The organism is Phnomibacter ginsenosidimutans (assembly GCF_009740285.1).
Taxonomy (GTDB): domain Bacteria; phylum Bacteroidota; class Bacteroidia; order Chitinophagales; family Chitinophagaceae; genus Phnomibacter; species Phnomibacter ginsenosidimutans.
In genome coordinates this window covers 3,086,980-3,107,273 of the sequence record NZ_CP046566.1, presented here as the reverse complement: position 1 = coordinate 3,107,273, position 20,294 = coordinate 3,086,980, and the positions used below count along the sequence as shown (strand labels likewise).

At 47.2% G+C, this 20,294-nt stretch carries 20 protein-coding genes; 6 read left to right on the top strand and 14 right to left on the bottom strand.

What is annotated here, in order from left to right:
* Positions 1-42: 42 nt before the first annotated feature.
* From GLV81_RS13340 to GLV81_RS13330, 3 genes are read right to left on the bottom strand one after another with little or no spacing between them, the layout of a single operon-like run.
* A complete protein-coding gene (locus GLV81_RS13340; protein ID WP_157479306.1) occupies positions 43-1,176 on the bottom strand; it encodes a hypothetical protein in 1,134 nt (377 codons plus the stop codon).
* Complete coding sequence (locus tag GLV81_RS13335) at positions 1,139-1,759, bottom strand: hypothetical protein (protein ID WP_157479305.1); 621 nt, start codon at positions 1,757-1,759, stop codon at positions 1,139-1,141. The genes GLV81_RS13340 and GLV81_RS13335 overlap by 38 nt, the downstream gene beginning before the upstream one ends.
* Before the next feature lie 37 nt (positions 1,760-1,796).
* Positions 1,797-2,567, bottom strand: a complete 771-nt coding sequence (locus tag GLV81_RS13330; protein WP_157479304.1) for an ABC transporter ATP-binding protein — start codon at positions 2,565-2,567, stop codon at positions 1,797-1,799.
* Between the two features lie 105 nt (positions 2,568-2,672).
* Here GLV81_RS13330 and GLV81_RS13325 point away from each other — a divergent pair, with 105 nt between their 5' ends.
* A complete protein-coding gene (locus GLV81_RS13325; RefSeq protein WP_157479303.1) occupies positions 2,673-3,548 on the top strand; it encodes a DMT family transporter in 876 nt (291 codons plus the stop codon).
* Here GLV81_RS13325 and cydB read toward each other — a convergent pair.
* The 8 genes from cydB to GLV81_RS13290 all read right to left on the bottom strand — a co-directional run bounded on the left by cydB (position 3,545) and on the right by GLV81_RS13290 (position 12,694).
* A complete protein-coding gene (gene cydB, locus GLV81_RS13320) occupies positions 3,545-4,579 on the bottom strand; it encodes a cytochrome d ubiquinol oxidase subunit II (RefSeq protein ID WP_157479302.1) in 1,035 nt (344 codons plus the stop codon). The genes GLV81_RS13325 and cydB overlap by 4 nt on opposite strands.
* Before the next feature lie 13 nt (positions 4,580-4,592).
* Positions 4,593-5,984, bottom strand: a complete 1,392-nt coding sequence (locus GLV81_RS13315; protein ID WP_157479301.1) for a cytochrome ubiquinol oxidase subunit I — start codon at positions 5,982-5,984, stop codon at positions 4,593-4,595.
* Positions 5,985-6,129: 145 nt separating this feature from the next.
* Positions 6,130-6,882, bottom strand: a complete 753-nt coding sequence (locus tag GLV81_RS13310) for a LytR/AlgR family response regulator transcription factor (RefSeq protein ID WP_197428314.1) — start codon at positions 6,880-6,882, stop codon at positions 6,130-6,132.
* On the bottom strand, positions 6,863-7,915 hold the full coding sequence (locus GLV81_RS13305) for a sensor histidine kinase (RefSeq protein WP_157479299.1): 1,053 nt from the start codon (positions 7,913-7,915) through the stop codon (positions 6,863-6,865). The genes GLV81_RS13310 and GLV81_RS13305 overlap by 20 nt, the downstream gene beginning before the upstream one ends.
* Positions 7,916-7,991: 76 nt before the next feature.
* The gene (locus GLV81_RS13300; RefSeq protein ID WP_157479298.1) at positions 7,992-8,951 is read right to left on the bottom strand and encodes a fasciclin domain-containing protein; all 960 of its coding nucleotides are present in this window, start codon (positions 8,949-8,951) and stop codon (positions 7,992-7,994) included.
* Between the two features lie 218 nt (positions 8,952-9,169).
* Complete coding sequence (locus GLV81_RS19510) at positions 9,170-9,691, bottom strand: hypothetical protein (protein ID WP_197428313.1); 522 nt, start codon at positions 9,689-9,691, stop codon at positions 9,170-9,172.
* Positions 9,692-9,711: 20 nt separating this feature from the next.
* A complete protein-coding gene (locus GLV81_RS13295) occupies positions 9,712-11,625 on the bottom strand; it encodes a TonB-dependent receptor (RefSeq protein WP_197428312.1) in 1,914 nt (637 codons plus the stop codon).
* A 502-nt stretch (positions 11,626-12,127) separates the two neighbouring features.
* Complete coding sequence (locus GLV81_RS13290; RefSeq protein WP_157479297.1) at positions 12,128-12,694, bottom strand: outer membrane beta-barrel protein; 567 nt, start codon at positions 12,692-12,694, stop codon at positions 12,128-12,130.
* A gap of 178 nt (positions 12,695-12,872) precedes the next feature.
* Between GLV81_RS13290 and GLV81_RS13285 the strand changes: the two genes are divergently transcribed.
* Positions 12,873-13,409 (top strand): GNAT family N-acetyltransferase, encoded by a 537-nt coding sequence (locus tag GLV81_RS13285; protein ID WP_157479296.1) that lies wholly within the window; start codon positions 12,873-12,875, stop codon positions 13,407-13,409.
* 17 nt (positions 13,410-13,426) lie between these two features.
* Complete coding sequence (locus GLV81_RS13280) at positions 13,427-14,386, top strand: YpdA family putative bacillithiol disulfide reductase (protein WP_157479295.1); 960 nt, start codon at positions 13,427-13,429, stop codon at positions 14,384-14,386.
* Here GLV81_RS13280 and GLV81_RS13275 read toward each other — a convergent pair.
* The 3 genes from GLV81_RS13275 to GLV81_RS13265 are packed head-to-tail and all read right to left on the bottom strand — an operon-like array spanning position 14,383 to position 15,357.
* Positions 14,383-14,766, bottom strand: a complete 384-nt coding sequence (locus tag GLV81_RS13275) for a hypothetical protein (protein WP_157479294.1) — start codon at positions 14,764-14,766, stop codon at positions 14,383-14,385. The genes GLV81_RS13280 and GLV81_RS13275 overlap by 4 nt on opposite strands.
* Positions 14,767-14,777: 11 nt before the next feature.
* Positions 14,778-15,143, bottom strand: a complete 366-nt coding sequence (locus GLV81_RS13270) for a phage holin family protein (protein WP_157479293.1) — start codon at positions 15,141-15,143, stop codon at positions 14,778-14,780.
* 1 nt (position 15,144) lies between these two features.
* Positions 15,145-15,357 carry a YtxH domain-containing protein gene (locus tag GLV81_RS13265; RefSeq protein WP_157479292.1) on the bottom strand — a complete coding sequence of 71 codons (213 nt, stop codon included), beginning with the start codon at positions 15,355-15,357 and terminating at the stop codon, positions 15,145-15,147.
* A gap of 234 nt (positions 15,358-15,591) precedes the next feature.
* Between GLV81_RS13265 and GLV81_RS13260 the strand changes: the two genes are divergently transcribed.
* The 3 genes from GLV81_RS13260 to GLV81_RS13250 all read left to right on the top strand — a co-directional run bounded on the left by GLV81_RS13260 (position 15,592) and on the right by GLV81_RS13250 (position 20,235).
* Positions 15,592-17,115, top strand: a complete 1,524-nt coding sequence (locus tag GLV81_RS13260) for a L,D-transpeptidase family protein (protein WP_197428311.1) — start codon at positions 15,592-15,594, stop codon at positions 17,113-17,115.
* 22 nt (positions 17,116-17,137) lie between these two features.
* Positions 17,138-18,304 (top strand): hypothetical protein, encoded by a 1,167-nt coding sequence (locus tag GLV81_RS13255; protein ID WP_157479290.1) that lies wholly within the window; start codon positions 17,138-17,140, stop codon positions 18,302-18,304.
* A 74-nt stretch (positions 18,305-18,378) separates the two neighbouring features.
* Positions 18,379-20,235 (top strand): DNA polymerase III subunit gamma/tau, encoded by a 1,857-nt coding sequence (locus tag GLV81_RS13250; protein WP_157479289.1) that lies wholly within the window; start codon positions 18,379-18,381, stop codon positions 20,233-20,235.
* Positions 20,236-20,294 lie beyond the last annotated feature (59 nt).

Sequence of the window (20,294 nt, the reverse complement as noted above, 5' to 3'; positions counted from 1 at the left end):
GTGTCCCTCTGTGCTACCTCCTAAACCTCTGTGGTGAGAGCATCAATACTGATACGTCTTCAACCGATGCCATCCCGTTTTTTGCAAATCCCGGAAGCTGAACCACGCTGCTGCACCAGCAAGTACTCCCAAGGCTACACAAGCCCACCAATACGGAAAGGCCAGTGAATGCAGCAGGCCCAGGATACCCAATGCAAACATCAGGGCCAGTGTTTTCATGACCGATGAACCCTGATTGTTTTTGTTGACAGGCGCCGACCATGGCAAATAATCATTGCTAAACATGACCAGTGCTACGGCCATGAGCGACAGGTTGCAAAAAGCTACACCAACATGCAGCAAAGCCATCGGCCCGTTGATGATGGTAAGCAGCACAGCCACCAGCATAAATGCAGGCAGTTGAAATTGGATAATGGATGCTTTGACAGCGCCGCTCAAAATAGGCCCGGGAGTGGCAACGGGCGTCACCCGAAACATCCAGGCGGCTTTGTAGTGCTCACTAAAATTCATTTGCCCCAAAGACGTGATGGAAACCAAACCGGTGATATAGAGCAACATCATGATGGTGATGTTGCTTTTCCTCGATGACAAATCAAGTCCTTCGGCTACATCACTCAGGCTGTTGTCCCGCAAAAAACTTACTGCAAAAATCACCAGCATGTAACCTATGGCCGGATACACTTTGAGTTTGAAATCACGGTTGCGCAGCATCATGCGCCAGCTAAACAAAAACGATGCTTGTTCAATTCCTTTATTGGTAAAGAGGTTGGCCATCATTTGGCTGTAAGTGGTTCGGTTGCCGGCTACTTTTTTTGCTACCGCAGCTTCTCCCGAACTACCGGAAATCTGCGCCAGCTTTTGGTTGAACGTGGGTGCAAAAAAACGAACCACCACATAGATGCCCAGCACAGGCATGAGCAATGCCAATGCTGCAGCAATCAGCACAACAGGATGCGAGGAAAACTGGGTGCTTTCTTTCAGTAAGGCAGCAAACCAATACGGTGGCGCCAGCAGCAGTGCAGGCGCTTCGCCAATTACCGTGTTTTTCAACACACTTTTTTCAAACAGTCGGGGTACAATTTGATAGCCACCATAAATGAGCACCGCAAAAACAATTTGTATATAGCTGATGATGTTTTTAAACTTCTGTGGCGATGACACTTTTAATACCAACAAGTAAATGGCATTGATGAGAAAAATGGTAAAAACCGTTGACAGCAAAACACCTGCCAATAAAGCAATACCAAGCGATAGGGCCAAGTTTTACAAATGCTGTAATGAGCCCCGGCAGCGCCATGGGCAACATGAGCTTGCATACGTGTATGCTGATATGAACAATACGGGCAATCACAAACGTGGCATCATTTACCGGCTTGGGTAAAATGATGAAATTGTCTCGGATATCGATTAGTACATTGGTGAAGTCTGTAATGAGCGTAAGTGCCAGCATGATGATGAACATGCTGAAGTAAATAATGCCACAGGTGAGTACATCTTCGCTGGCGAAAAATGCAATGATGAACAGCAAACCCATGAACAACGACATGAGCATGGTGCCCAGCGTGGCCATACTAATTTGTTTGTCCTGTTTTTTATGGCTGGTTTGGTGAAAGCTGTTGGGACGACGGTCGTCCATCATCAGTTTGTATTCCAATATGGTGCGGAGTTGAGTAGTATTGGCTCCCGCCTTGCGGTACAAGGCTTTGGGCAACATAAAAACTCCGAGTAATGATTGATTGATAATGTTCAACTTGGGCATACACAAGGCTTAATGAGCATGATGAATGGTCAGGAACTTATTGAAAAGCACTCAGCAAATCGGAAGCTGCCTGATTGATGGAATCACTAGCTGTGAGCTGCGCAAAAATCCTTTCGAGGCTTTGGTTGCCTTGTTGCGATTTCAATTCTTCAAAACTACCATCGGCCACTACTTCGCCCTGATTGATGAGGATGATGCGGTCACTTACTTTTTCTACCACATCCATCATGTGGCTGCAGTAAAAAATGGTTTTGCCTTCAGCAGCCAGTTTGCCTATCAGTTCTTTAATGATGATGACACTGTTGGCATCTAAGCCACTCAGTGGTTCATCCATAATGATGATATCTGGATTGTGTAACAAGCCGGAAGTAATCAATACTTTTTGCCGCATGCCTTTGCTAAACGTATCCATGCGTTGATGCAGGTTGCCTGCCAGTCCAAAGGCTCCCAGCATCTTGGCCATGCGATCTTCTGCAACCTGTGCATCCATGCCATACAAAGCGGCCATAAAGTGCAAAAATTCGTGTGGCGTTAGTGTTTCATACAACTCAGCCAGCTCTGGAATGAAACCAACTTTTTGCTTGGCTGCCAGCGGCTCTTTGCGAATGTCTTTGCCTGCCACCAGCACTTCGCCTTCAAAGTCGGAGAGGAGGCCGCACAATATTTTTACGGTGGTGCTTTTACCAGCGCCATTGGGGCCAATGTAGCCAATCACCTGTCCGGGCATCACGGATAGATTGATGCCTTTGAGTACCGGTGTGCCACTGTAACTTTTCCAAAGATTTTTGAGAACGATAATGGGTTCCATAGCATTAGCTTGTGTTGATAGCAATAATAATGAAACTCGGCGCTGCTGCTGTCACTGAAATGATGAAATGTTGCGCCAAACCTCAGGCGGCGTATTTTCGCCCACATGCGGTTGGCGTTTATCAAATTGCACATAGCGGTATTGTTGGCGGGTTTTACCGCTATTTTAGGCAAGCTCATTACCCTCAACGAAGCGGCACTGGTTTGGTGGCGATTGTTGTTGTCGGTGGTGGCTTTGTTGCTCTTATTTGCCTGGTTGAAAAAGAGTGTGCTCACTACCCGCAAAACCATCCTGCAACTGTTGGGCATTGGTAGCTTGGTGGGCATTCACTGGTTGTGTTTTTTCGGCAGTGTCAAGTATGGCAATGTGTCTATTGCGTTGGTTTGTTTTTCTGCCGCCGGTTTTTTTTCTGCCCTGCTGGAGCCCATTATCACCCGGCGAAAATGGCGACCGATTGAACTGCTGTTGGGCCTCATGTGCATGGCGGGCATCTACATCATTTTCCATTTTGATACCAGATACAAAACGGGCATAATGCTTGGCGTAGCCGCCGCTGCTTTGAGTGCTTTGTTTTCCATTCTCAACAAGCAAATGGTGAATGCCAAAGCCGATGGTTTGCAAATGACCTTTTGGGAAATGAGCGGTGCCTTGATAACACTCAGCGTAGCTATGCCAGCTTATGTAATGCTGCGTGGCGATAGCATGCTGCCCGCACCACTCGACTGGTTGTGGCTGCTGGTACTGGCATTGGTTTGTACCGTGTGGGCTTTCTTTTTGCAACTTCAGGCATTGCAGCATATTTCTGCCGTTACGCTCAATCTTACCTACAACCTTGAGCCGGTGTATGGCATTCTTCTCGCCTTTATTTTCTTTCAGGAAAACCAATACCTGCACAGCACTTTTTTTGCCGGGCTCATATTTATTGCATTGGCAGTAGCCATACAAATGTGGCGGGTAAAACAGGGCCTTGACGAGGGTTAATAACTATTTTCATCCAAGTGTACTTTGCCTTTAAAAGTCCAGAATACAAACGTGGTATACACTGCTACAAGCGGTACGCCAATGGCAGCCACGGTGAGCATAATGGAAAGGCTTTTATTTGAAGCCGCTGCATTATTTACAGTCAAATTATACGCAGGGTCGATGCTGGAAAGTACCAGATTTGGAAAGAGATTAACCGCTACTACCACCAGCAGCAAAGCAATGTTTAATGCCGATGAGAAAAAGGCTATACGGTAGCGCTGTTGACTAATGCAACGGGCTACATTGGCAGTAGCCAGTACCATACCAATGGGAATAATGAATAGCCAACTGTTGCAACGAATGCTTTCTGCCATGTGCGGTACGTATAACAGCGTATAAAAGCTCAGTAAGAGTAATGAGATGACAAAAAAGATGGTGCTGTTTTTTACAATGATGGTGAGTTTTGTGTACAGTCTTTTTTCTGTTTTCATTACCAGATAAATAGCACCATGCATCATGAATAACGCTAACGTAGTTACGCCGGTTAGCATTGCAAACGGATTAAGAAAATCTAGCGTGGTACCCTGATAGTTTCCCTGCGCATCTATAGGTAGGCCTACCATTACATTGCCCAGTACTACACCCAGTGCCAATGCTATAACAATGCTGGAAATGCTGTAAGAAACATCCCACATTTTGCGCCACCAAAGCATAGGCTCTTTGCTACGAAATTCAATGCTGATGGCTCTGAAAATAAGGGCAACCAAAAACAACATAAAAGGGATGTAGAATGCGGAAAATACAGAAGCATACACTTTGGGAAAGCCTGCAAACAAAGCGCCGCCGCCTATTACCAGCCACACTTCATTGCCATCCCACACAGGGCCAATGGCATTGAGGGCTATGCGTCGGCTTTCTTCTTTTTTTAAGAAAAGATGAATTGCCCCAGCACCTAAATCAAATCCATCCAGAATGGCGTATCCGGTGAATGTGGCACCAATAACGAGAAACCACCATGTGGCATAATCAATTCCCAATAGTGTATCCATGATTGTGGTTTGTTTAGGATTGTGATGAAGGTTTGCTCAATTCTGTTGCCATATCGCTGTGGCGGCTGCTGTGTTTGTCGCTATCGGTATGCCATGGGCCGTGGGTGATTTTCTTATTCAACAGGTAAATAAACAGCATAAATAAAACCAGGTATACCAATGAAAACAAAATCAAAGAAAACATGACCTGCTCTTTTTGAACACTTTGCGACAATGCATCGCTGGTGCGCAGCAAATTGTACACTACCCAGGGTTGGCGGCCTGTTTCGGCTGCAAACCAACCTGCCTGATTGGCAATTTGTGGCAGAAATACCGCCCACACAAATACGAGCATTAGCCATTTCTTTTCAAACAACTTGTTACGCCTCCAAAGCCATGCTGCATAGCTGGTAAGTGATATCAGTAGCATACCGATGGCAATCATAATATGGTAACTCTGAAAGGTGATGTTGAGAGAACCCGGACGATCTTCCGGTTTAAAAGCTTTCAAACCTGTAACTGGCGCATTGAAATCCTGGTGCGTTAAAAAGCTCAGTCCTCCGGGTATTTTCAATCCAACAGTCTCTTCTTTCTTTTTGTCGATGTAACCAAATAAATACATGTCGGCTGCACCGCTACTATCCCAATGGCCTTCCATGGCGGCCAGTTTTGCGGGTTGGTATTGTTCTACCACCTCTGCACTGCTATGACCTGTTACCAATTGTGCATACGCAGCTATCAACGCTATTACCAGGCCGATGCCAAAAGCCTTTTTGCTAAAGTCCTGGTATTTGTTTTTATACAGGTACCAGGCGGCAATACTCATGATTAGAAAAGCACCAGCAAGAAATGCCCCTATCCACACATGCATAATGCGTTCCACCGAACTGGGGTTAAAAACCATGGCCCAAAAATCTGTAATCTCTGCTCGGGCTTCCATGCCTTCGCCCACTATTTTGTAGCCGGCAGGTGTTTGCTGCCAGCTGTTGGCTACTACTATCCAAATGGCGCTAAACATGCTGCCCAGTGTAACCATAATGGTGGATAGAAAATGCACTTTTGGTGATACTTTATTCCAGCCAAATAATAGTATGCCAAGGAATCCGCTTTCCAGTGCAAAAGCAAAAATACCTTCTGCGGCAAGAGCACTGCCAAATACATCTCCTACATAACGAGAGTACACTGCCCAGTTGGTGCCAAACTCAAATTCCATTACGATGCCCGTAGCTACACCAATGCCGAAAATGAGGGCAAAGATTTTTACAAAGAAGCGGGTCATTTTTTCATAAACCGGCTCTTTTGTTTTTAGAAACATGCCTTCCATTATGACCAAACCAACACCGAGCCCAATACTCAACGGCGGGTAGATGTAATGGAAGGCAATAGTGAATGCAAATTGAATCCGGGAAAGTATCTCTACGTCCATGTCCAAAAGATTGTGGGGTAAAAAAATAGCAGCCAAAGGCTGCTAAAAAATCTATCTGAATAAAATTGATGTACGTGTGTTATGTATACAGTGTGCTTTCATGACACAAAACTAATCATCCATTGAAATGACTCTGTGATTTTTATTACACTTCTGCCCAGGCTTTAAAGTCTCTCACCCGTTCTCTGCTCAGGATGACTTCTTCTTGCTTGCCGGCACTGCGCAGCATGAGTTTGTAGCGGCTGTTTACATACGGTTTTATCTGAAAAATACTTTGCTGATGCACCAGGTAACTTCTATTGAGGCGGAAAAATACTTTGGGATCGAGGCATTTCTCCAGCTTCTCCATGGTATAATCTACCGTGAATTTATTGCCGTCTCTGTCTACGAGGTACACAATTTTATCTTCTGCAAAAAAGTAGCGGATATCGTCGCAGGGAATGAAATACATTTTTTGCCCCGACTTAGCCAGGAAGCGGGTTTTGTATTCCGGTTGCTCAAATGTATGGAGTAACGCAGCCGCTGTTTGTGCAGACACCGGAGTGCAAAGTTCTTTGTACTTCTGCAGTGATTTTGCCAGCATGCCGGCACTAACCGGCTTTAGCAAATACGCAATGCTGTGCAGTTGAAATGCATCCAATGCATACTGATCAAAGGCGGTGGTAAATATGATGGGCTTGCGGTAATCTACCTGCTTGAAAATTTCAAAACTGTACCCATCCGCTAACTGTATATCGAGAAATAATAGATCGGGATGCCGGTGTGTTTCCAGCCATTGCACAGCTTCGGCAATGCTGTACAAATGAGCCACTACCTGTATCTGATCATCGTACTCCTGTAACTGGTGTTGAAGCCTTTCGGCTGCCAATAGTTCGTCTTCAATGATAACTACCCGCATATGTGTGAACTTGAATGAGTGGAATACTGACGCTGAACTGTTGACCATCGTTTTTCACCGCTATGTGCTTACCGGTGGTGATGGCATATCGTTGATCAATGTTCACTAGTCCAACATTTCCCGATGCGGCTTTGTTGCGTTTGGGTTGTAAATTATTCGCTACAGTCAATTGTTTTTTATCACTGCTGGTTATGTGAATCTGCAATGGTTGCTGTGGCGAAACAATGTTGTGCTTAATGGCATTCTCCACCAGCATTTGCAACGCCACAGGCACTACCTGCAATTGCTTTGCTTCTGCTGCAATTTGAATGTTGAGTTGAATGCTGTTGGGAAACCGGTGTTGCAATAAGTAAATGTAGGGCTCCAGAAAATCCAGCTCTTGCTGCAGGTCTATCAGTTCTTTCTCCTGATTGCGCAAGATGTATTGATAAACGTTGGAAAAGGCTTCAATAAAATGATTCGCATCCTGACTTTGCTTCAGCACCAGTGCACTCAGTACATTCAGGTTGTTGAATAAAAAATGTGGATTCACCTGCGATTTAATGCTTTGCAGCTCTGCCTGTGTGTGCATACGGAGCAACTCTTCTGCTTCCAGTTGTTTGTTTTTGTACCGCTCCATGTAGTAGGCCACTGCATGCAGCAAATGAAAGAGCAGATTGATGAGCAACGCATACGTGAGAGTGAGTTTGAGTGGATTGTACAAATCAATTGGGGCGTGGTGAAACAATCGGTCGAAGGCAAAGACAACGGCAACAGTAAAGAGTCCGCTGGCTACACCGGCAGCCATCCAGTACACCAACAGATTGCGAATAATCAGATCTTCTTTTTGCGGCAGTTTATGAAACAACGGATACAATAATCTGCCAGCTTCCCAGGTGCCCACCGTAATCACCACAATGCTGCCCAATGCCGTGTACCATTGCACATCCATACCAAAGTAGCTGTACACATTGCAAAACAAGGTGCTCAGGTAAGTGTACACGGCCAGCGCCAGTGCAAACCAGTAGCGGTATTTATGATTGAAGAAAAGCATGGCAATCGGTTATAAACAACATTCCGGATTCATGGTTCGAACCCGGAATGTTGCCGTCATATCTGTAAGGAATAACTTATGGAATAATCACTTTATCGATAACGTGAACCACACCATTGCGGGCCATAATATTGGTGAGAGCAATATTGGCGGCACCATTGTTAAACACCGTACCACTACCGCTGATGGTAACCGCACTGGTACCTACGCCAGCAACGGTGGCATTGCTACCATTGGCCATGCCGAGGTTGCCATTGGCAAGGTCGTTGCTAAATGCACGGGCTGTAACCACATGGTGGCGCAGCACGGTGCGGAGGGTAGCTACCGGTATGGCATCAATATTGCGGAAAGGGAATGCAGCATTGGCAAACAAGGCCTGGAACGCAGCATTGGTGGGCGCAAATACAGTAAGCCCATTGGTATTGCTCAATACGTCAGCAATGTTGTCGGCACCGGTGGCACCTGTGCTCACACGAGTTACGGCTTTTACCAATGAGTCAAAGCCGGGTGTAGCAACAGCGGTAGCCACGATGTTGCCTACTGGTGGCTGGAGTATTCTGCCCAAACCATGTACCACTCCATTGCTGGCAGTAAGGTCGGCTTGTATTACCTGTACACCATTTACAAATACACCGGCGCTGCTGGCTTTTACAAATACAGAGTCACCATTCAGCATGTTTACTTTCACCAAATTGCCATTGCTCAATGCAATGACCTGTGCAGCAGTCAAACCCTGACCAGACAACACATGGTACGTCAACAGATTGGTGAGAGCTGCTCCGGTAGGTGCAGTTACACCATTGAATGCCGCATTGTTAGGTGCAAATACGGTAAACGGTCCTGCACCATTCAATGCATCTATCAGGCCGGCATTGGTTACCAAAGTGGCCAAAGTGCTGTAGCCATTATTTACCACAGCGTTCACCACCGTGTTGGGGGCCGGATCGTCTTTGTCTTTTTTACAACCCGTTGCAGCAAGCATCAATCCGCTGGCGGCCAGCACCAACATTTTCTTTGAAAACAGCATTTCTTTCATAGTGTTTGTGTTTGAATTGCAGTAATGACAGCAATTGTCGGGCTGTGGTTTTTACACTTTGCCCAACTGTAGCAATTTGCTCCGTCAACTGTCGTTTTTAAGGAGTGAATTGTATTGTCTCTGCTGCTTACACCAGCTTATAATCAGTGGTCATAAAAACACAAACAGCAGCCCATTTTATCGGGCTGCTGTAGCTGCATATTTAAGAATAGATAGTCTTAAAACTCTACGATAAAACCAATGGTAGGTAAAATACTTACCTCATCATTCGGCAGTATTACAGGTATAGCATTGCTGCCGTTTTGCTGAATGGGTTGCCCGTTGGTGGTTACAAAAGCAGTGTTGTCTGCATTGCGTTTAAAGGTGTAGTTAGGCAGGCCGGGGTTGGCAGCACCATACCAGTTTTGTACATCCAGAAAAACATCCAGCGTAAATCTGCGGAAGTTCCATTTTTTGTCGATGCGTACATCGGCTGCATTGAATGATTGCAGCGTCAGCGTATTGGCCTGGTTGTAGTTGAAAACACCCGTGCCCAGCGTCAGGTAGTTTTGCTGGCTGGCTATCAAGTCAAACGGTGTGTAAGGTGCACCGCCCTGGTAGCGAAACTTCAAACCCAGTTCCCAGTTGCGGTTAAACTTATAGCCCCAGGTCAGGCTCAGCAGGTGGCGGTTGTCCCAGTTGGCACGTACATAGTCGCCGCTGCTGTTGGTGAATTCAGAACGGTAGAAAGTATAGCTCAAAATACCAAAGAAGCGTTTGGTCAGTTTTTGCTGCGCAAAAATTCAATACCATACGCCCGGCCTTTGCCATCCTGGGTTACGGGTTCGTTGCCAATGGCACCAAAGTCGGTGCCTTTGTTGGCCAAACTTACGCCGTCCAGCAGGCTCACAGGGTAGTTGCTGTATTTTTTGTAAAAACCTTCCAGCGTAAATCGGGTAGCGTTACTCGGCAGGTACTCCACACCGGCCACCACGTGGCGGCTGCGGATGTAATCGCCGGGGTTGTATACAATGCTGCTCTGAATGGCATTCAGGTACGCCAGTTGGGTGTAGCTAGGCAGCTTGTAGTAAATGCCGTAGCTGGCACTCACATTCCATTGGTTGCTCAGCGCATAGCTGGCACTAATGCGTGGGCTCAGCTGTTGCAGCGGATTGCTTTCGCTGTTCTGCAAATCATTCGCATCCATGCGCAGGCCGGCACTCAGTGCCAGCCGGTCGTTCAGTATTCTTTTACCAGCCTGTACAAATGCACCATAGCGCAAAAAGTTGGCATCTGTAAAACTGCTGATAATTTGTGCAGGTGCTACCAGGTTGCCATTGGCATCGTATTGCGGAGCACGAAAGCGTTGGCTAAATGAGTTGTCAAACTGCACCAGTTGAGCCACCGCACCGTAGCTCAGTTTCCAGCCATCAAAGTTGTTGGTTACATCAAAGCGCAGTTTGTTTTCCGTTTCACGACTTTGTACCCGCAGTGTTTGCTCGGTGAGTTGCGGGTCCTGGTTGTCTTCGTATTTCTCAGCCGAGTTGTCGAGGGTGTTGCGGCTCAGGGCCAGGTTCCAGTAGCCGTTGTTGGTAAGGCGGCGCAGACTGGCACCAATGGTATAGCTCCATTGGTTGATGCTGGGGCTGCTGTTGATAGCATACAGTTTTTCCGGCGTGGCTTCTTTCGACGCTGCAAAACTGAACTCATCTATTGCACCAATGCCAATTACGTTAAAGGTGGTTTTGGCATTAATCTTGGTCGTGGTTTTCAACTGAAAATCCCAGTAGTTGGGGCGTATGGGCAAGTCAAGCGCCTGAAACAAAAACTGCAAATAGCTGCGCCGTGCCGAAGCTAAAAACGTTGTGTTCTTGCTCAGCGGACCATCAAACGTAGCTGCCGCTTCGGTTCCACTCAATCTAAAGTTGCCTTGTAATCTGTTTGCGTTGCCGTTCTTCTGTTTAAACTGAAACACACTGCTCAGCGCATTGTCGTAGCGGGCATCAAAAGCCGAACTGCTCAGTTTTACATCTTCAATAAAACTCACATTCAAAATACCCTGTGGGCCGCCACCGCTGCCTTGTGTACTAAAGTGGTTGATGATGGGCACTTCAATACCATCGAGGTAAAACACGTTTTCGCTGGGGGCGCCACCACGTATAATGATGTCGTTGCGAAAGCCGCCGCCACCTACGCCGCCGCCTACACCGGGCAATGATTGAATCACTTTACTGATATCGAAGTTGCCTCCGGGGTTGGCTTTAATGTCTTCTGTGGTAAGGCGCTGTATGCTCAGCGGGCTTTCAAGGCTGGTGGCTTTGGCCGTGTTTTTGCGGCCGCTCACCACCACATTATCCAGCTGATTCACTTTCGCTTCCAGCTCTATCGTCAATACCGTTTCGTTACCTGTTGTTATCACCAGGTTGCTGATGGTTTTGGGCTGATAGTTTACCGAGCTTACCGTCAGGCTGTACGAGCCGGGGGCCAGGTTGGTGAGCCGAAAGTTACCCGCTGCATCGGTGGTAGTGCCCTTGTTGCCGGGCTGCAGAACTACCGTTGCACCGCTTTGTGGCTGCAAGGTATTTTTATCAATCACGTTGCCACTCAGGCTGGCCGTTCCTTGTGCTATTACTACCAGGCTCAGTATGTTGCCCACCAGGGCCAGCATCCATTTTCTCAAGCATTTTTTGGTCATACAATTTGTTGTCTTCAGTTTCTATTTCTATTCCGGGTGCTACATTTTTTTTAATGGGGGCTGTCGGCTATCTGCACCAATCAGCTGCTGTTCCGGCTACTTCGGGCTCCGCTGCGCTCCGGCCCCGACTCCCGATAGCTATCGGGACGTCGGGGCTACCCCTGCGTATCCGGCAGCCCTTCAGCTATCTGCACACTTCAGCTTTCGCCCGATGTTGAACAATCGGTGTTCTATTTGGTTCTCCCGTTGTACAAAAGTTTTGCAAAAAACTATCGCAGTCTCCCGGCCTGTGCCATTCCGTTACTACAGCAAGATGTAAAACCACCTGAAAATAGGTCGTCCATTCAGGGCTTTTGCATCCACTATGCCAAGGCCTATTCTTCCGTGAAACCCCGTTCCATCCGCTACAGCTGCGTCCAAAAAAACTAGAATTTCCGGCTGCTTTTTACCTCGCTTAGTGGTACCAGCCGATGGTGACGGGCCATTTTCAGAAGGATTGTATTTAGCGGAACACATACCGTGTACCCAGCGAAAAACCACCATACACCCTTTCGCCGCTAAACAAGGGATTGAGGCGTAGCTCCGGTTCCAACAGCCAGTGGTTGGCCAGTTTAATTTGTTTGCCCAGTTTCAGCATCAGGCCCATGTCAAAGCTGTTGCTGGTTTCATAGTTGGTGACCACTACATTGGGGGCGCCTTTGGTTTGCACGGCATCCAGCAAAAAATCGAAAGTTGGCCCGGCGCTGATGTTCACAATGCGGGAATAGAATTTATACAACACCGGCACCGATATGAATCGTTCAGCCACCGTGCTGTTGAACACAAACATGCCGCCCGGAGGCACCTGTACATAAGTGGTGAAATGTACCGGATTGTTGCGATAATAAACGCCTGTTTCGAGGCCGCTGTGTTTGGTCAGTTTTCTTTCCAGTGCCAGCCCCACCCCCGGCTTCAGGTCGTTGGAAAAAGTAAGGTCGGCAGTAAAATTGGCACCAATGCGGGTTTCGGTTTGCGCATGCAGCAATGGCGCCGTGCACGTCAATACAATCAGGGTAAAAATATACTTCATAGAGGCGTGTGGTTAGTTGGGCGCAAAATAGCTGTCGCTTCATTGCTATTGCTGCTGGTCGTCATTTATAGACAATTCTTAACAGGCAGCAATGCCTGTGCGTTGTAGTTGGATTTGTTGAACTCATCAAACATCAACCGATGTTCTCCTGTATTTTTAAAGCCACTAAAATCAACGCATGCAACTTCAGCCCACGCATTTGCACAATACACTGGTTCGCCTGCAACCCTTGCAGCCAGCCGATTTCGAACGGTTGTATGCCGTTGCATCCGACCCATTGATTTGGGCGCAGCATCCCAACCCCGACAGGTATAAAAGAGAAGTGTTCAGCACTTATTTTGAAGGAGCACTCGCCTCAGGTGGTGCGTTTTTGATTGAAGATGCTGCCACCGGCGCCGCCATTGGCAGCAGTCGTTTTTATGATTATGTACCCGAACGCAGCGAAGTGAAAATCGGCTACACTTTTTTTGCCCGCAGCCATTGGGGTGGGCAGTACAATCCACAGGTAAAAGCCCTGATGCTGAACCATGCTTTTCAATTTGTTGACACGGTTATTTTTCATGTGGGTGCCAACAACGGGCGGTCACGCAAGGCCATGGAGCGGTTGGGCGCCACGAACCTTGGCGAAGAAAATGTGGCCTACTTTGGCGAAGCGTCGCGGTTGAATGTGGTGTATGCCATGTACAAACACGATTGGCTGGCAAGGAAAGGGTAGGGCCGTATCTTCGCCGCATGTTGGATGTCGTTATTATAGGAGCAGGGCCCATTGGTTTGGCCTGCGGTATTGAAGCACAGAAGGCTGGTTTATCTTATGTGATTTTGGAGAAAGGTTGTTTGGTCAACAGCCTGTACAACTATCCCGCCAACATGACTTTTTTCTCTACCTCCGAAAGGCTGGAAATTGGGGGCGTTCCTTTTACCAGTTTGCAATCTAAACCCAACCGTGCCGAAGCGTTGGAATACTACCGGCGGGTAACCATGCACTTTCAGTTGCAGGTGCGTTTGTTTGAAGCTGTGCAGCAAGTGCAGCCACTCCACAAAGGGTTTGAAGTAACATCAACGAAAGCGACCTATACCTGCAAGCACCTCATTTTGGCAACAGGATTTTACGACATTCCTGTACGCATGAATGTGCCCGGCGAAGACCTGCCCAAAGTGACGCATTATTACAAAGACCCGCATTACTATGCGTTTCAAAACGTACTCGTTGTGGGAGCTAATAATTCCGCAGTAGATGCGGCGCTGGAAACCTATCGTAAAGCTGCACACGTTACTATGGTGCTCAAACACGACGATATTGGTGAAAGGGTGAAATACTGGGTGCGGCCCGATGTGGTGAACCGCATTGCCGAAGGCTCCATAAAAGCCTACACCAATGCAACTGTTGCGGCCATTCGGGAGCAAGAGGTAGATATACAAACACCCGAAGGATTGGTTACCATTCCTAATGATTTTGTCATTGCCATGACGGGGTATCAACCCAATTTCGACTTACTGAAACAACTCGGTATTGGCCTGAGTGATGATAATAAGATGCATCCGCAATACAACCCCGATACCATGGAAACAAACGTGCCAGGCATATACCTGGCAGGAGTGGTTTGCGGCGGTTTGGATACGCATGTATGGTTCATTGAAAACAGCCGCGAACATGCAGTGCTCATCATGCAGCAGATAGCTGCAAAAGTCTAAGCTTCATCAGTATCATCGTCGTCATCATCGGTAAACATCGAAGACCAGTCGGTTTCGTTGTTGTCTTTTTTACCAAAAAAGTATTTGGCCACTTGCATGCCTGCAAACATGGCCACACTTTTAAGCAGGGTAGGCCATATTTTGCCGCTGCTGTTGGAGGTGAAAAAATCGGCAGCATAACTACCCGCTTTGCTGCGAATAATTTTGCTGCCAAAATGTTGCAAGCCCCGCAGCATGGCTACCGCAGGCATACGTTCCACCCGATGGCGCAATGCTTCATCCGCCGCTTTGATATGTGCTTTCAACCTTCGCTTCTCCGCTTTTAGTTGTTGCAAATTGCGAATGGGTTGCTGCAGCTGGTATGGTCGTGTTGTTGGCATGGCTGAGATACTTAATCGTTGTTGTCGTCGCTGGCAAACAGGGTGCTGATGATGCCGTTTTCAATAGACCTTTGCAAAGGTGCTTTTAAAAAAGCCAATAGAATGAGCAGCAGCAAAACATAGAACGCCGCTACCAAACCAAAGCCTGCAAAAAAGCTTTCGAATACCTGCGAAAAAAAATAGCCTGCCATGAGGCTAATGAATAGCAGTGCAAAAAAGAGTAACACACCTGCCAGCACTGCAATAATTACTTTACCGCTAATGATGCTCAGCTTTTCTGTTGCCTCCATTTTGGCTAAGAGCAGCCGGTCATTTACCAGTTGCTTTACGGTTTGCTGCACTTCATCATACAAACCTTCTTCTTGTCGGTTGGGCATGTTATTTACTTTGAGGTAAACTTTCTTCGACCTTTTTCATGGCATTTCTGGCTTTGTCGCCCAGGTCGGCCAAATCTTCTTTCAGCTCATCGGCTTTGTCTTTCATGTTCTTGGTAAACTGTTTGCCTTTTTTGCTTTTCAGAAAGGCATAAACCCCTGCACTCACGGCTACGCCTGCCAAAAATCCCAACAGTGTTTTTGTACTTCCTTTCATAAAAAATGATTTACGTGTGAAGGCTTTCCTGTAATTGAACAGGTAAGCTGATAAGCACTATAAAGTTACTGAAAATGTGGTGGATGACACGCATGCATCCTTATCTTTCAACAAATGTTTTGGGCATGATTCTCCCCCTCCGCGGTACAAAAAATGAAATGGTTGGCATTGTGTGCACTAATGGCCTTGTTACATATGGCTTGCCAAAGTAGCAATGCCAAAAAAATGCCTGACATGAAACCCGTCGATACCAGCATCACGGCACAAAATGCTTTCATGGATGTGTTTACTGATTCTGCCACGGTATTGGCATTTGTGCAACGGCAAAAACTCACTGAGCAGGATAGTATTTACATCATCAGCTTTTACAAACAGCGCAATTATCAACTGGCCTGGTACGATAGTAGCGGCGTGGCGGAACAGGCATATAATTTTATCAATCTCTATCGCAGCTATCAATCGTCTACACAAGACAGTTCTTTGCTGCAACCCGATTTTGATGCATTGGCCAATCAGCTATACAACGATAGTCTGCCGCAGCTATTGAGCCAGTCAGAAAAAGTACAGGCCGATTTATTACTCACCCGGCATTTCTTTCGCTATGCAGAAAGAGCTTATGCCGCCGATGCGCAAATCAATTTGCGGGAGCTCGATTGGTTCATACCCAAACGCAAAACCGACCCGGTTGCTTTTTTAGACACCGTAGTAGCCAGTGGCGGTAAAGACATCACAACCTTGTTGCCCGTACATCCTTTGTTTGAAGGCTTGCGCAAAGCCTTGCTGCAATACACGGCATTGGCAAAAGCCCATGCATGGGCGCCAATTGCTTTTGCCAAAAAGAAATACCAGTTGGGAGATAGCGCTGTTGACATTTCCAGCATCAAACAACGGTTGATTTGGCTGGGCGATTTGGCAGCTGCCGATACCGGACATGTATTTACGCCAGCATTACAAAAAGCGATATTGCAGTTTCAACAACGCATGGGTCTTGCAGCAGATGGCGTGGCCGGCAAAGGTTTTCTGGAAGCCATCAATTTGCCGCTGGAAGAACGCATCAAACAAATCCGTATCAATATGGAGCGGGCCCGCTGGATTCCCAAGCCCGGCAATGGAAAATATGTAGTGGTAAACATTCCTGAATTTATGCTGCGGGCTTTTGACAGCGGCCAACTGCAATTGCAAATGAATGTAGTGGTGGGAAAGCCTGCTAATAATACCGTCATTTTTAATGGCAATATGCAATACGTTGTGTTGGCACCTTACTGGAATGTGCCGTACAGCATTGTGAAAAATGAGATGGGCAGAACAGCTGCATATTTCTCCAAACGCAACATGGAAGTAGTGGGTAAGTATAGTGATGGCCTGCCTATGGTAAGGCAAAAACCTGGCCCCAACAACTCATTGGGTAGGGTGAAGTTTTTGTTTCCCAACAGCTACAGTATTTACCTGCACGATACGCCTTCCAAAAGTTTGTTTGAGCAAAACAAACGGGCCTTCAGTCATGGCTGCATTCGGGTAGCCAAGCCCCGTGATTTAGCATTGTGGGCATTGGCAGGTAATAAAGAATGGACGGCAGAAAAAATAGACTCTGGTATGAGTGGCAGCAAAGAAATTACGATTACGCTGCAGCAAAAAATTCCGGTGTTCATTGGCTACTTTACTTGCTGGACAGATGCCAACGGGCTCTTGCATTTCCGCAACGATATTTACGGACACGATAAAAAACTTGGCGATCACTTGTTTGCTGCAGCCAAGTAACATACGCTGTACATTTGCGCCCATGCAAGTGATAGAAGTAACCAATGCTGCGCAGGCCAAATCATTCATCGAGGTTTTTCCTGCACTTTACAAAGAGGATCCCAACTTTATTCGTCCGCTGGATAAGGACGTAGCCGAAGTATTTGATGAATCGAAAAATAAAACCTTTCGTTTTGGCTCGGTTAAAAGATGGTTGTTGCAAGACGACTCGGGTAAGTACATTGGCCGTATTGCTGCATTTGTAAACAAACGCTACAAAAATAAAGGCGATGAGCAACCCACCGGCGGCTTTGGCTTTTTTGATTGCATCAACAATCAGGAAGCTGCCAACCTGCTGTTGGATACAGCCAAAAACTGGCTACAGGAGCAAGGCATGCAAGCCATGGATGGGCCCATCAATTTTGGCGAAAGGGACAAGTGGTGGGGCTTGTTGATCGAAGGGTTTGACCCGCCCTTGTATGGCATGAATTACAATGCGCCATATTATAAAACGCTGTTGGAAAACTATGGCTGCGAAGTTTTCTTTTACCAAAACTGTTATGCCCGTGAGGTGAGGCCGCGGTTGCCAGAAAAGTTTTTTACAGCCCATGCCAAAATTGAGGCCATGGGCGGCTTTGTAGCCAAAAGAGCTGATAAGAATAACCTGGAAAAAGCGGCGCAGGATTTTTGCACCGTGTACAACAAAGCCTGGGCCCAGCACGAAGGCAACAAACAAATGGCACTGCCTGTAGCCATAAAAATGTTTTACAGCATGAAGCCCATTATGGATACCGATTTGGTGTGGTTTGTTTACTACCAAAACGAACCGGTAGCCATGTACATATGCCTGCCCGATTTGAATCAGGTATTCAAGTATCTCGATGGGCAGTTTAACTGGTGGGCCAAACTCAAGTTTGTTTTTTACAAATGGCGGGGCGTCATCAAAAACTTTACCGGCATTGTGTTTGGCATTGTGCCCGAGTGGCAAGGTTCCGGCGTGGATTATTATATGATTGTGGAAGCCAGCAAAATTTTACAAAACCCCAAAACAGGAAAGTACCTGTACACCGAGCTGCAATGGCAGGGCGATTTCAACCCCAAAATGAACAATATTTCCAAAAACCTTGGGTTTACGCTCAGCCGCCGGTTGGCTACTTATCGCTACCTGTTCGACAGAACCAAAGAGTTCAAGCGCCACCCCATTTTATAAGCGGCCTCACTTGTATGGCTGATTTATAAACAGTCCTTGCCGAAGCATGCCTCAACCTCCTACATTTGTGGGGCATGGAAAAGTTTATTGTATCTGCCAGAAAATACCGTCCCCAAACCTTTAGCTCGGTGGTGGGGCAGCAGCATATTACTACTACTTTAAAAAATTCTATCCGCAACAACACGCTGGCACATGCCTTTTTGTTTTGCGGTCCCAGGGGCGTGGGCAAAACCACCTGTGCCCGTATTTTGGCCAAAACCATCAACTGCGAAAGCCTGCAAGAGGATGGTGAAGCCTGCAATGAATGTCCCAGCTGCGTGTCGTTCAACAATGGCAGTTCGCTCAACATTCATGAGCTCGATGCGGCCAGCAACAACAGCGTAGATGATATCCGGGAGCTGGTAACACAGGTTCGCTTTGCTCCGCAAGAAGGTAAATACAAGATTTACATCATCGATGAGGTGCACATGCTGAGTCAGGCGGCCTTCAACGCCTTTTTGAAAACGCTGGAAGAGCCACCTTCTTATGCCAAGTTCATTTTGGCCACCACCGAAAAGCACAAAATTCTGCCCACTATTTTGAGTCGTTGTCAAATCTTCGATTTCAAACGCATTACCAATGCCGACACGGTGGAGCACCTGCAGGAAATTGCGCAAAAAGAAAGCATCAATGCCGATAAATCTGCCCTGCAACTCATTGCCCAAAAGAGTGAAGGCTGCATGCGGGATTCGCTGAGTATTCTCGATAAGATTGTGAGTTTTACCGATGGTAAACTCACATATCAAAATACGCTGGAGCACCTCAACCTGCTCGATGAAGATTATTATTTCCAACTGCTGGATGCCGTAACCGGGCAAGATGTAACTACTGCCTTGTTGCTCTTCGATCAAATCAACCGCAAGGGTTTTGAAGGCAACACGGTGCTCGAAGGTTTTGCAGAATTTATGCGCAACCTCATGGTGAGCCGCGACCCCAAAGCCGCTGCACTGTTGGATGTGCTGGAAGGCATGCAGGAACGCTACGCTAAAACTGCTGCCAGCCTGCCGCTCAGTTATCTGGTGAGTGCTCTCAATGTCATCAGTCAGGCCTCTATGCAGTTCCGCGACGTGCACAACAAACGCCTGCATGTAGAACTGTGCCTCATCAAGCTTTGCTATTTGCAGCAAGCACTGGAACTGGTGGCGGATTCTTCGGGCCATGTGGTAAAAAAATCAAAAGTGTCGGCGCCGGTGGCAGTAAAAACAAAGCCCGTTGCCCCCATTTTTAAAACAGCACCCGCTGCCGGCGAAGCCCGGTTTGATATAGAAACGCCCAAGCCGCAGGCACCCGTGGCGCCGGTACAAAAAGCGGCGGTTCCTCCTGTGGCTGTAGCTACGGTTCCGGTTGCTGCAGCACCCGTGCAGGAAACCGTACCTGCCCCTCCCAAACCCATGCCGTCAGCCATGCCAGCTGCTGCAGTAAAACCTGCCGGCGGCAAAACTTCCTTGCTCGACAAACTGAAACAGCAGGTACAGCAAAATGGTGGCAAAGCCGTGGTGGAAGCCCGCATGCCGGTGCTGGAAGAGGTACAGCAACTCTGGGATGCTCATGCCATTAAAGTAAAAGAAATGCAGAAGCACAGCACCGTTACCAACATGCAGTTGGCTACGCTGGCCGTGCAAGACGATACCGTTATCATCACCAGCGAAACTGTGTTCGGTGCCAAAATGCTGGAGCAGGAAGCCACCGATTTGACAGAAGCATTTCGTCAGCATTTTCACAATGTGTCCATCAAGGTAAAAATTGAAGTGAACGAGGATGAGGCTTCCAAACAGCCGAAAGTGCTGGAGCCCCGCTACCTCAATACCGCCGAACGCTACAAGCTGATGGTAGATCATTACCCGCTGGTAAAAGAATTGAAAGAACGATTGAAACTGGACCTGGGTTTTTAAAGAAATCAAAGGTTTACAAAGCAATGCTGTTGCCCGATACCTGCAAGTGCAATCGATTG

Excerpts from the sequence above, each read along its gene's own strand:
- GLV81_RS13335 (WP_157479305.1), bottom strand. The coding sequence starts at position 1,759 with ATGCCCAAGTTGAACATTATCAATCAATCATTACTCGGAGTTTTTATG.
- GLV81_RS13330 (WP_157479304.1), bottom strand. The coding sequence starts at position 2,567 with ATGGAACCCATTATCGTTCTCAAAAATCTTTGGAAAAGTTACAGTGGC.
- GLV81_RS13325 (WP_157479303.1), top strand. The coding sequence starts at position 2,673 with ATGCGGTTGGCGTTTATCAAATTGCACATAGCGGTATTGTTGGCGGGT.
- cydB (WP_157479302.1), bottom strand. The coding sequence starts at position 4,579 with ATGGATACACTATTGGGAATTGATTATGCCACATGGTGGTTTCTCGTT.
- GLV81_RS13315 (WP_157479301.1), bottom strand. The coding sequence starts at position 5,984 with ATGGACGTAGAGATACTTTCCCGGATTCAATTTGCATTCACTATTGCC.
- GLV81_RS13310 (WP_197428314.1), bottom strand. The coding sequence starts at position 6,882 with ATGCGGGTAGTTATCATTGAAGACGAACTATTGGCAGCCGAAAGGCTT.
- GLV81_RS13305 (WP_157479299.1), bottom strand. The coding sequence starts at position 7,915 with ATGCTTTTCTTCAATCATAAATACCGCTACTGGTTTGCACTGGCGCTG.
- GLV81_RS13300 (WP_157479298.1), bottom strand. The coding sequence starts at position 8,951 with ATGAAAGAAATGCTGTTTTCAAAGAAAATGTTGGTGCTGGCCGCCAGC.
- GLV81_RS13295 (WP_197428312.1), bottom strand. The coding sequence starts at position 11,625 with ATGACCAAAAAATGCTTGAGAAAATGGATGCTGGCCCTGGTGGGCAAC.
- GLV81_RS13290 (WP_157479297.1), bottom strand. The coding sequence starts at position 12,694 with ATGAAGTATATTTTTACCCTGATTGTATTGACGTGCACGGCGCCATTG.
- GLV81_RS13285 (WP_157479296.1), top strand. The coding sequence starts at position 12,873 with ATGCAACTTCAGCCCACGCATTTGCACAATACACTGGTTCGCCTGCAA.
- GLV81_RS13280 (WP_157479295.1), top strand. The coding sequence starts at position 13,427 with ATGTTGGATGTCGTTATTATAGGAGCAGGGCCCATTGGTTTGGCCTGC.
- GLV81_RS13275 (WP_157479294.1), bottom strand. The coding sequence starts at position 14,766 with ATGCCAACAACACGACCATACCAGCTGCAGCAACCCATTCGCAATTTG.
- GLV81_RS13270 (WP_157479293.1), bottom strand. The coding sequence starts at position 15,143 with ATGCCCAACCGACAAGAAGAAGGTTTGTATGATGAAGTGCAGCAAACC.
- GLV81_RS13265 (WP_157479292.1), bottom strand. The coding sequence starts at position 15,357 with ATGAAAGGAAGTACAAAAACACTGTTGGGATTTTTGGCAGGCGTAGCC.
- GLV81_RS13260 (WP_197428311.1), top strand. The coding sequence starts at position 15,592 with ATGAAACCCGTCGATACCAGCATCACGGCACAAAATGCTTTCATGGAT.
- GLV81_RS13255 (WP_157479290.1), top strand. The coding sequence starts at position 17,138 with ATGCAAGTGATAGAAGTAACCAATGCTGCGCAGGCCAAATCATTCATC.
- GLV81_RS13250 (WP_157479289.1), top strand. The coding sequence starts at position 18,379 with ATGGAAAAGTTTATTGTATCTGCCAGAAAATACCGTCCCCAAACCTTT.